Origin of the sequence: Methylobacterium sp. WL120 (genome assembly GCF_008039465.1) — a bacterium.
GTDB classification, from domain to species: domain Bacteria; phylum Pseudomonadota; class Alphaproteobacteria; order Rhizobiales; family Beijerinckiaceae; genus Methylobacterium; species Methylobacterium cerastii.
Window position 1 is genome coordinate 1 of record NZ_VRUT01000176.1, and the last position, 8,893, is coordinate 8,893.

Below are 8,893 nucleotides of genomic sequence, written 5' to 3' on the forward strand. Positions count from 1 at the left end.
ACCCGACCCTGCGGGCGCCGCCGCGCCGGGCGCCGCCAGCCCGCCCTTGCGCCAGCGCTCGGTCGGCCGGGTGATGCTGCGCGTCGCAGCCGACGGGGTGGGGACGGCGACGCGGATCGCGGACCTCGCCGAATCCGGCCCCTCGCGCCTGCGCTTCCCGCGCGCGCATGGCGGCACCCCCGAGGCGATCCTGGTCAACACCGCCGGCGGCATCGCCTGCGGCGACGACTTCGCGGTCGCGCTCGCGCTGGAGGCCGGCGCCGACCTCGTCATGACCACGACCGCTGCGGAGAAGGTCTACCGCTCGGACGGGCCGGTGAGCGGAATCGCGAACCGCGTCGACCTCGGCCCGGGCGCCCGGCTCGCCTGGCTGCCGCAGGAGACGATCCTGTTCGACCGCGCCCGCCTGCGGCGCCGCTTCGAGGCCGACCTCGCGCCCGATGCCGGGCTGCTGGTGTTCGAGGCCGTGGCCTTCGGCCGCGCCGCCCGCGGCGAGCGGGTGGAGGCGGGGCTGTTCGAGGACGTCTGGCGCATCCGGCGGGCCGGGCGCCTCGTCTACGCCGACAGCCTCCGCCTAGACGGCCCGATCGCCGCCCGCCTCGCGCGGCCCGCGATCGGCGGCGGCGCCGGGGCCTGCGCCACGTTGCTCGACCTTTCCCCCGGGGCGGAGGCGCGCCTGGACGAGGTCCGCGGCCTGCTGGCGGAAGGCGGCGCGAACGACGGCGCCGGCGTCGAGGCCGGCGCGAGCGCCTGGAACGGCCACCTCGCGATCCGGCTGCTCGCCGCCGATCTCGGGCCGCTGCGCGCCCTCGCCGCCCGCCTGCTCGTGCGCTACCGCGGCGTCCCGCTGCCGCGGGTGTGGCAGGCCTGAGGTTCGCGAGCTGTCGATCGCCGGCGATCGAGGGCGTCAGAAACCAAGGCCAGGGCTTTCGAGCGATTGCCCTGAGATACCGCCTCGCGGGCGTTGCTCAGCGCCCGCCTCGTCTGCTAGAGACCCCTCACCCCGCGCCGGCCGCCCGGCATGGGATCTTGCGGGCGCCCCGTTTCGACGGCGGCGCCGGAGCGACGAGGCCTCGTGGCGGAGTGGTTACGCAGAGGACTGCAAATCCTTGCACCCCGGTTCGATTCCGGGCGAGGCCTCCATCGCACGTCCCCGCGACCGTCGTTTCCCGATCGATCCTTCCCTTCGCGATCCACCGCCTGCGCCATGCGTCTCGCGCGCCGCGAGCGGCTGTCCGCCCGCGTTCCGTGGTCTCGCGCCCTCCCCGGCACGGGCCCGTGTGGCCCGGGCGCAACGCCGCCGCCGCGGGTTCCTCCGCGCCGCCCTGCGCGCCGCCCGCGAAATGCGAAACATCCGCCCGAGGCCCTTGCGCCCCGCAACGGCGCTGTGTAGAGCACCCCTCGTGATCCCCGATAGCTCAGTTGGTAGAGCAGGCGACTGTTAATCGCCTTGTCGCAGGTTCGAGTCCTGCTCGGGGAGCCATCACCCTTTCAAGTCCTTCCCCTGATCGATCCCGCCGCCTTGCGCTGCCCTACGGCGGCCGGGCGTTGCTGCGCTGGCGCGCCAGCGATCCCCCATCTGGTGGATGACGGCGGGTCCTGATCGGTTCAGGCAGGAGACCCGAGATCACCTTGGCCCGGCCGGAGACATCCGCGCCGGGCTTTCTTGTGATCGCGTCGTCGCGATGGATCGGACCGTCGGCGTAGCCGCCGCGTCGGACGCGACCACGCTTCCACATCCGCGCGTCCTCAGCTTCGTGGGTCGGCCGCCCGCCTCAGGGCGGAGGCGCCGGCGCCGGTCCGGTTCTGGGCCTCGTCCATCACGTCGCCGATCCTGTCGCCGACCGCGATCACGATGGCCGTCGAGGCGGCGCCCTCCGCCGTCTCGGAGTGGAAGCGGCCGAGGGTGTCGGTGAGGCGCTGCTCGATGGTGCCGAGCACGGTGCGGGCGGCCTCGGCGTTCGCGCGCATCATCACGCCGGCGAGGTCGCAATAGGCCTCCCGCAGCAGGTGGAACGCCAACCTGTCGACGGCCTGCGCGTCCTCCGGACTCAGATCCCGCATCTCGCATCCCGTCGGCCCGCCTTCGGCGCGGGCATCGTCTCGAACATGCGCGTCGGGAACGCGACGTACGGCCTTTGGGGGGCCGGCTGCCGCGCCCGACTTCGCCGCCCCCGATCGGTACGCCAGCGGGCCTAGGAAGGGAATGCGGCGGCGCCTTCGCGGCGGAGTTCCGCCGACAGGGCGTCGGAGGCGAGGTTCTTGGACTTCGCCTCGATCTCGAAATCGGCCCACGCCAGGTGGCGCGCGACCAGGGCGTTGAGGGCGCGGTTCCACATCATGTCGGAATGGGCGGCGAGGTCGCGCCAGGAATGGCCGGCCTCGTTGAGCACCACGAAGTCGGGCAGCGCGTCGGGATCGTGCTCCGGCAGCACGGTCTCGCGCGAGACGCTGACATGCGCCACCGGCCGCACCCCGCGCCAGGACTCGCGCACCCGCGCGACGCGCGGGTCCTCCGGCGCGATGTACTCGCCCCGGCTCTCGACCCAGTGATGATGCAGGTCGAGCACCACCGGCACGCTGTCGGCGAGCGCCAGCACCGCCTCGAGCCCGAAGGCGTTCTCGTCGTTCTCGACGGTGATGAGGTCGCGCGCCGTCTGCGACAGGCGCGGCAGGGCGGCGCGGAAGCCCTCGGTGCCGGGATCGCGTGCGCCGACATGGATGTTGATGTGCGCGCCGTGCGGGTGCCAGCCGTCGCCGTAGCCCAGCAGCGCCATCAGCTCGGCGTGGTACTCGAACTCGGCGATGCCGTTCTCGGACGCCGCCGGGTTGCGCGAGGCGATCACGCAGAACGGGCCGGGATGGAAGCTGAGGCGCACGCTGCCTGCGCGGGCGGCCTCGCCGCAGCGGGCGAGGCCCGCCTCCACGAGGCGGCGCATCTCGGGCTCGGCGTAGATGTCCCGCGCCACGGGGTGGGTGTAGCCCGGCAGGACGTTGCTCGCCATGCGCAGCAGCCGCTCGATCGGCGGGCGCCCGGCGACCCATGCGATCTGGCGCTCCAGGGCCCCGAGATTGTGGCGCACCAGGCCCTCGATCTTCGCGCGGCGCGCCGCCGGCGCCAGCGCCGTCAGGGAGGCCATGGTCGCGTTGGTGAGGTTCATCCGAAGCGTCGCCTCGCGGGCGGCCTTCAGGGTCTTAAAGCCGTCCGGGGGCGGCGTGAGCACGAACTTGCAGCAGAAGCCGAGGCGAGGCGCATCATCGATCATGGGTCGAGAACGCCGGGCGCCGGGTTTCGTCACATCCGATCCGTGCATCGCCGCGGGCGGTCGATGCCGCAGGCGCGCGGGCCGGCCACGACGGAGCCGTTTCGCACGGTGCGGCGTTCCTTGCCGTGGGCCTCGACCGAACGACCATCCTCGAGCCGCCCAAGATCCTCTCATCTGGAAGCCACGATGCGCGCCGCCCTGCTAGCTCTCGTCCTCGCCCTCACCGCCGTCCCGGCCCTCGCGGCCCCCGCCTCGACGCGCGGCAACGCGGACCTGAAGAAGTACTGCACCGGCGATGCGCTGAAACTCTGCGGCGACATCGATCCCGACGATCCGGCGATGGACGCGTGCTTCAAGAAGAACCGCGACGCGCTGACGGAGAATTGCCGCCGGGCGATCGACGCCTACGCGCAGTCCGGCGGCAAGTAGGGCCTACCGAGGAGAGGACCTCGACGACGGGCGCCCGCGCCCGTCATCCGGCCGTCACGCGACCCCCTTAAGCGGACGCCCTCGCCGCCTCGGCGGCATCGCGTCCCGATACCATGCCCGAGCATGTCTGCCTCGACCCGAACGACCCCTACGCGCAGCGCGAGGTCCGGGTCGCCTTCGAGCGCATCGGGGCGGGCTTCCGCCTGATCGCGGCGATCGACGCGTGCGACGACGACATCCTGCCCGACCTCGTCGACGCGCAACGCGCCGACCTGATCCGCGAGATCGCCGACGCCGAACGGGCCGCCGACCGCGTCCCCCCGGCCTTCGTCGGCGCCCGGTCCCCGGCGCCGTGCTGAGGCTCGGCCGCCTCGACGACGCGGAGGACGTCGCGGCGTTCCCGGTCTGGGAGCGCGGGCGCACGAGCCGGATGCCGGCCTATATCGGCGCGGCCCTCCTCGTCCTCCTCGTCGGCGACCTACTGATCCAGCTTCTCCCGGCCTGACGGACGTCCGGGCTCGCTGGGGCGCAGCGCGACCGCAGCCGCGCGATGCGCGAGGGATCGACGACAGGCTGGTGCGGACCCCTCGCGAAGACCCGGTCGCGTGACGCGCTTTCTTTCGTCCGGTCGGTATCCCGCCGGGCCGAAAGCCCTCTAAGGTCGCGCCGACCGCGAGCGCCCTCGCCGGCCCGAGCCGTGCGGCGACGGCCGCGGCCGGCCTCGCGCGAGTGTCCCCGTCCACCGGTCGCGCCATGGTCCACACCGGCTACAACCCAGCCCTCGTCGCCCTCTCCCTCGCGATCGCCGTGTTCGCCTCCTACACCGCGCTCGACCTCGCCGGGCGCATGCGCGGTTCCGCGCGCGGGCCGCGCTGGGCCTGGGTCGCCGGGGCCGCGCTGGCGATGGGCGGAGGCATCTGGTCGATGCACTTCGTCGGCATGCTCGCCTTCGAGATGGGGATGCCGGCCGCCTACGACCTCGGCCTCACGCTGGCCTCCCTGCTGATCGCGGTGGGCGCCACCGGTGCGGCCTTCGTGCTGATCAGCCGGCCGGGCGCGGGGTTGCGCGACATCCTCGTCGGCGGCCCGCTGATGGGCGTGGGCGTCGCCGGGATGCACTACACCGGCATGGCGGCGATGCGGGTGCCCGGCAACCTCGCCTACAGCCTGCCCGTCGTCGCGCTGTCGGTGGCGATCGCCGTCACCGCCGCCACGACCGCGCTCTGGCTGACCTTCCGGCAGCACGGCGTCGGGCAGAAGCTGGCGGCCGCGTTCGTGATGGGCCTCGCGGTCGCCGGCATGCACTATACCGGGATGGCGGCGGCGACCTTCACGGCGGAGGCGGCCGGCGCCCACGCGGCCCATGCCGGCGAGGTCCATGCCGGCGGCGTCGGGGCCGGGCAGCAGAACCTCGCGCTGGCCGTCGGCGGCGCGACCTTCCTGATCCTGTTCCTCGCCATGCTGGCCTCCTCCATCGACCAGCAGCGGGTCCAGCGCGAGCTGCAGGCCAGCGAGGCGCGGTTCCGCGCGGCGGTGCAGGCGGTGCGCGGCGTGCTCTGGACCAACGACGCCGAGGGCCGGATGGTGGGCGAGCAGCCCGGCTGGGCGGCGCTGACGGGGCAGACGCCTGAAGCCTATGCCGGGTTCGGATGGGCGAGCGCCGTGCATCCCGACGACGTGGCGCCGAGCGTGGCGGCCTGGAACGCGACGGTGGCGGCGCGCCGGCCCTTCGTGCACGAGCACCGGGTCCGCGCGCAGGACGGCGCCTGGCGCCATTTCGCCATCCGCGCCGTGCCGGTGCTCGACGACCGGGGCGGGATCACCGAGTGGGTCGGGGTGCACACCGACATCACCGAGCAGCGCGAGGCCGAAGGCGAGCTGCTGGAATCCAACGAGGAGCTGCAGCGCTACGCCTACATCGTCAGCCACGACCTGCGCTCGCCGCTCGTCAACGTCATGGGCTTCACCTCCGAGCTGGAGGAGGCCCGTCCCGAGATCCGCCGCGCCCTGGGGGACCACCCGGACGCCGAGCGGATCGACCGGGACCTCGGCGAGGCGCTCGGCTTCATCCGGGCCGCCGTCACCCGGATGGAGGGCCTGATCGCCGCCATCTTGAAGCTGTCGCGCGAAGGGCGACGGCGCTTCGCCCCCGAACCCCTCGCGCTGACGAGCGTCCTGCAGTCGCTCGCCGACGCGCAGCGCCACCAGATCGAGACCGCCGGGGCGACGGTCTCCGTCGCCGCCGACCTGCCCACCATCGTCGCGGACCGGCTGGCGGTCGAGCAGGTGGTCGGCAACCTGATCGACAACGCCGTGAAGTACCTCGACGCAGGCCGGCCCGGCCGGATCGCCATCACCGCCCGGCCGGCGGGCGGCGACCGCGTGCGCATTGCCGTCACGGATAACGGGCGCGGCATCGCCCCGCGCGACCACGCCCGCGTGTTCGAGCTGTTCCGCCGCTCCGGGGTCCAGGACCGGCCGGGCGAGGGGATCGGCCTGGCGCACGTCAAGGCGCTGGTGCGGTCGCTCGGCGGGCGCATCGACCTGACCTCGACGTTGGGCGAGGGCACCACCTTCGAGGTGACGCTGCCGCGCGAGGCGGCTACAGGTCGTGAGGCACACGGCGCCCCGACGACCCTGGCCGCGGAATGACCCTGGAGGCCGCCATGAACGCCGTCAGCATCGTGATGATCGAGGACGACGACGGGCACGCCCGGCTGATCGAGCGCAACATCCGCCGCGCGGGCGTGAACAACGAGATCATCCCCTTCCGCGACGGCACCTCGGCCCTGGACTTCCTCCTCGGGCCGGACGGCTCGGGCGAGGTCAGCGCGCGGCGCCACCTGCTGATCCTGCTCGACCTCAACCTGCCCGACATGACCGGGATCGACATCCTCGAGAAGGTGAAGGCCAACCCGCACACCAAGCGCTCGCCGGTCGTCGTCCTGACCACCACGGACGACAGCCGCGAGGTCCAGCGCTGCTACGATCTCGGCGCCAACGTCTACATCACCAAGCCGGTGAACTACGAAGGCTTCGCCAACGCCATCCGGCAGCTCGGGCTGTTCTTCTCAGTGATCCAGGTGCCCGAGAACCCATGACCGGCCCTCCCCCCGCCGCGGCCGGACCGGCCGGCACGGCCCGCATCCTCTACATCGACGACGACCCCGGTCTCGCGCGCCTGGTCCAGCGCGCGCTCGGCGCGCGCGGCTACGTGGTCGAGCTCGCCGCCGACGGCGACGCGGGGCTGGCGCGGCTGGCGCAGGGCGGCATCGACGTCGTCGCCCTCGACCATCACATGCCGGGGCAGACCGGCCTCGACGTGCTCCCGGCGATCCGCGCGCTGCCCGACGCGCCGCCGGTGGTCTACGTCACCGGCTCCGAGGACAGCCGGGTCGCCGTTGCCGCGCTGAAGGCCGGGGCGGTCGACTACGTCTGGAAGGACGTGCAGGGGCAGTTCCGCGAACTGCTCGGCGGCGCCATCGACACCGCCCTCCGGCAGGAGGCGCTGCGCCGGGACAAGGAACGCGCCGAGGCGGAGGTGCGCGCGGCGCGCGACCACGCCGTGATGCTGCTGCGCGAGGTCAACCACCGGGTCGCCAACTCGCTCGCCCTGGTGGCGGCGCTGACGCACATGCAGACCAGCGCCGTCTCGGACCCGGCCGCCAAGGCGGCGCTCGAGGAGATGCAGGCGCGGATCTCGGCCATCGCCGGCATCCACCGCCGGCTCTACACCTCCGACGACGTCGAGGCGGTCGAGCTCGACGCCTACCTCGCCAGCCTCGTCGAGGAGCTGCAGGCGGCGATGCGGGCCTCGGGGCGCGACCACGCCATCCGGCTGAGCGCCGACCCGGTGCGGCTCGCCACCGACAAGGCGGTTTCCGTCGGCGTGGTCGTGACCGAGCTCGTCACCAACGCCTACAAGTACGCCTACCCCGTGGACGCGGCCGGCGAGATCCGGGTCGAGCTCCGGCGCCGGGCCGAGGACACCCTCGAGCTCGCCGTCGAGGACGACGGGATCGGCTGGACCGGCGAAGGCCGGCCGCGCGGCACCGGCCTCGGCTCGCGCATCGTCCGGGCGATGGCGACGAACCTGCGCTCGGGCCTGTGCTACGTCCCCGACCGCGTCGGCACGCGGGCCGTGCTGTCGTTCCGGGCCTGACGGGCCCTCGCGGGTCTTGGCGCGCCGGCCCGACGACCGCGACCGTCGCCCCGCCGCGCCCGATATGCGACGATGCCGTCTCGCCGCGCTCCCATCGGACCCGCCCTCATGAGCCGCATCACGACCCGCCTCGATCGCCGCACGGCCCTCGGAGCCGCCGGGGCCGCCCTCGTCGGCCTTGCCGTAGACCCTGCGGCTGCGGAGCCGGACCGCGGCGCCACGCTGTTTCCCCTGGCGCAGACGACGATCCCCGTCGCGGGGCTGGCGCAGACCTTCCCGGTGCGGCGCATCTACTGCATCGGGCGCAACTACGCGGCGCATGCCCGCGAGATGGGATCGGACCCGGCCCGAGAGCCGCCGTTCTTCTTCCAGAAGCCGGCGGACGCGATCCAGGTGGTGGAGCCCGGCACGGTGGCCGACCACCCCTATCCGTCGCTGACGAAGAACTACCACCACGAACTCGAACTCGTCGCGGTGCTGAAGTCCGGCGGACGCGACATCCCGAAGGACCGCGCCCTCGACCACGTCTACGGTTACGCGACCGGCCTCGACATGACCCGGCGCGACCTTCAGCGCGGCATGGGCGACCAGAAGAAGCCCTGGGAGGTCGGCAAGAGCTTCGACCGGTCCGCGCCGATCACGCCGATCATGCCGGCGGCGACCCTCGGCCATCCCGCGCGCGGCCGGATCCGGCTCGCGGTGAACGGCACCGTGCGGCAGGATGCGGACCTGTCCGACATGATCTGGTCGGTCGCCGAACAGATCGCCAACCTCTCCGAGGCGTTCGAACTCAAGGCGGGCGACGTGATCTATTCCGGCACGCCGGAGAACGTCGGGCCGGTCGTGCGCGGCGACGTCCTGCTCGGCACCATCGACGGCCTGCCGCCGCTGTCGATCCGCATCGTCTAGCAGGCTGCTGCAGAAGTCTGGTGTTACGCTCGGTTTGGATCGTTATCGGTGTTTGCCACGGATTGGCCGACGTCCGAGAGGCTGGATTCTGCCTCTTCGATGGGAGCCCGGGTTACGGGCCGCGTCT

Annotated in this window: 10 protein-coding genes and 2 tRNA genes; 10 read left to right on the top strand and 2 right to left on the bottom strand. The window is 73.1% G+C overall.

What is annotated here, in order from left to right:
* Positions 1-73 precede the first annotated feature (73 nt).
* The 3 genes from FV229_RS22955 (at position 74) to FV229_RS22965 (ending at position 1,483) form a co-directional block, all read left to right on the top strand.
* Positions 74-871: an urease accessory protein UreD gene (locus FV229_RS22955; RefSeq protein ID WP_147754183.1), complete on the top strand. Its 798-nt coding sequence runs from the start codon at positions 74-76 to the stop codon at positions 869-871.
* A 198-nt stretch (positions 872-1,069) separates the two neighbouring features.
* Positions 1,070-1,143 (top strand) — tRNA-Cys (locus tag FV229_RS22960).
* 264 nt (positions 1,144-1,407) lie between these two features.
* A tRNA-Asn gene (locus FV229_RS22965) sits at positions 1,408-1,483 on the top strand.
* Positions 1,484-1,749: 266 nt separating this feature from the next.
* Here FV229_RS22965 and FV229_RS22970 read toward each other — a convergent pair.
* Together FV229_RS22970 and FV229_RS22975 are read right to left on the bottom strand one after the other, a co-directional pair.
* A complete protein-coding gene (locus tag FV229_RS22970) occupies positions 1,750-2,064 on the bottom strand; it encodes a hypothetical protein (RefSeq protein ID WP_147754176.1) in 315 nt (104 codons plus the stop codon).
* 131 nt (positions 2,065-2,195) lie between these two features.
* Positions 2,196-3,266 (bottom strand): UV damage endonuclease UvsE, encoded by a 1,071-nt coding sequence (locus FV229_RS22975; RefSeq protein ID WP_147754177.1) that lies wholly within the window; start codon positions 3,264-3,266, stop codon positions 2,196-2,198.
* Between the two features lie 186 nt (positions 3,267-3,452).
* Here FV229_RS22975 and FV229_RS22980 point away from each other — a divergent pair, with 186 nt between their 5' ends.
* The 7 genes from FV229_RS22980 (at position 3,453) to FV229_RS23005 (ending at position 8,766) form a co-directional block, all read left to right on the top strand.
* A complete protein-coding gene (locus FV229_RS22980; protein WP_147754178.1) occupies positions 3,453-3,695 on the top strand; it encodes a 3',5'-cyclic-nucleotide phosphodiesterase in 243 nt (80 codons plus the stop codon).
* A gap of 113 nt (positions 3,696-3,808) precedes the next feature.
* Entirely contained in the window at positions 3,809-4,054 is a 246-nt protein-coding gene (locus tag FV229_RS22985) for a hypothetical protein (protein ID WP_147754179.1), read from the top strand.
* Positions 4,048-4,200, top strand: a complete 153-nt coding sequence (locus FV229_RS27625; RefSeq protein WP_187275257.1) for a hypothetical protein — start codon at positions 4,048-4,050, stop codon at positions 4,198-4,200. Before FV229_RS22985 ends, FV229_RS27625 begins: the two co-directional genes overlap by 7 nt.
* A 248-nt stretch (positions 4,201-4,448) precedes the next feature.
* Complete coding sequence (locus FV229_RS22990; protein WP_147754184.1) at positions 4,449-6,347, top strand: MHYT domain-containing protein; 1,899 nt, start codon at positions 4,449-4,451, stop codon at positions 6,345-6,347.
* Positions 6,348-6,361: 14 nt separating this feature from the next.
* Positions 6,362-6,796, top strand: coding sequence for a response regulator (locus tag FV229_RS22995; RefSeq protein WP_147754180.1), 435 nt, complete (start codon positions 6,362-6,364; stop codon positions 6,794-6,796).
* Positions 6,793-7,857 carry a response regulator gene (locus FV229_RS23000; protein ID WP_147754181.1) on the top strand — a complete coding sequence of 355 codons (1,065 nt, stop codon included), beginning with the start codon at positions 6,793-6,795 and terminating at the stop codon, positions 7,855-7,857. Before FV229_RS22995 ends, FV229_RS23000 begins: the two co-directional genes overlap by 4 nt.
* Before the next feature lie 108 nt (positions 7,858-7,965).
* Positions 7,966-8,766, top strand: a complete 801-nt coding sequence (locus tag FV229_RS23005) for a fumarylacetoacetate hydrolase family protein (RefSeq protein WP_147754182.1) — start codon at positions 7,966-7,968, stop codon at positions 8,764-8,766.
* Positions 8,767-8,893: the final 127 nt, after the last annotated feature.

What these genes read in the sequence shown, in the direction of transcription:
- FV229_RS22955 (WP_147754183.1), top strand. Translation starts at nt 74, where the DNA reads ATGCTGCGCGTCGCAGCCGACGGGGTGGGGACGGCGACGCGGATCGCG.
- FV229_RS22970 (WP_147754176.1), bottom strand. Translation starts at nt 2,064, where the DNA reads ATGCGGGATCTGAGTCCGGAGGACGCGCAGGCCGTCGACAGGTTGGCG.
- FV229_RS22975 (WP_147754177.1), bottom strand. Translation starts at nt 3,266, where the DNA reads ATGATCGATGATGCGCCTCGCCTCGGCTTCTGCTGCAAGTTCGTGCTC.
- FV229_RS22980 (WP_147754178.1), top strand. Translation starts at nt 3,453, where the DNA reads ATGCGCGCCGCCCTGCTAGCTCTCGTCCTCGCCCTCACCGCCGTCCCG.
- FV229_RS22985 (WP_147754179.1), top strand. Translation starts at nt 3,809, where the DNA reads ATGCCCGAGCATGTCTGCCTCGACCCGAACGACCCCTACGCGCAGCGC.
- FV229_RS22990 (WP_147754184.1), top strand. Translation starts at nt 4,449, where the DNA reads ATGGTCCACACCGGCTACAACCCAGCCCTCGTCGCCCTCTCCCTCGCG.
- FV229_RS22995 (WP_147754180.1), top strand. Translation starts at nt 6,362, where the DNA reads ATGAACGCCGTCAGCATCGTGATGATCGAGGACGACGACGGGCACGCC.
- FV229_RS23000 (WP_147754181.1), top strand. Translation starts at nt 6,793, where the DNA reads ATGACCGGCCCTCCCCCCGCCGCGGCCGGACCGGCCGGCACGGCCCGC.
- FV229_RS23005 (WP_147754182.1), top strand. Translation starts at nt 7,966, where the DNA reads ATGAGCCGCATCACGACCCGCCTCGATCGCCGCACGGCCCTCGGAGCC.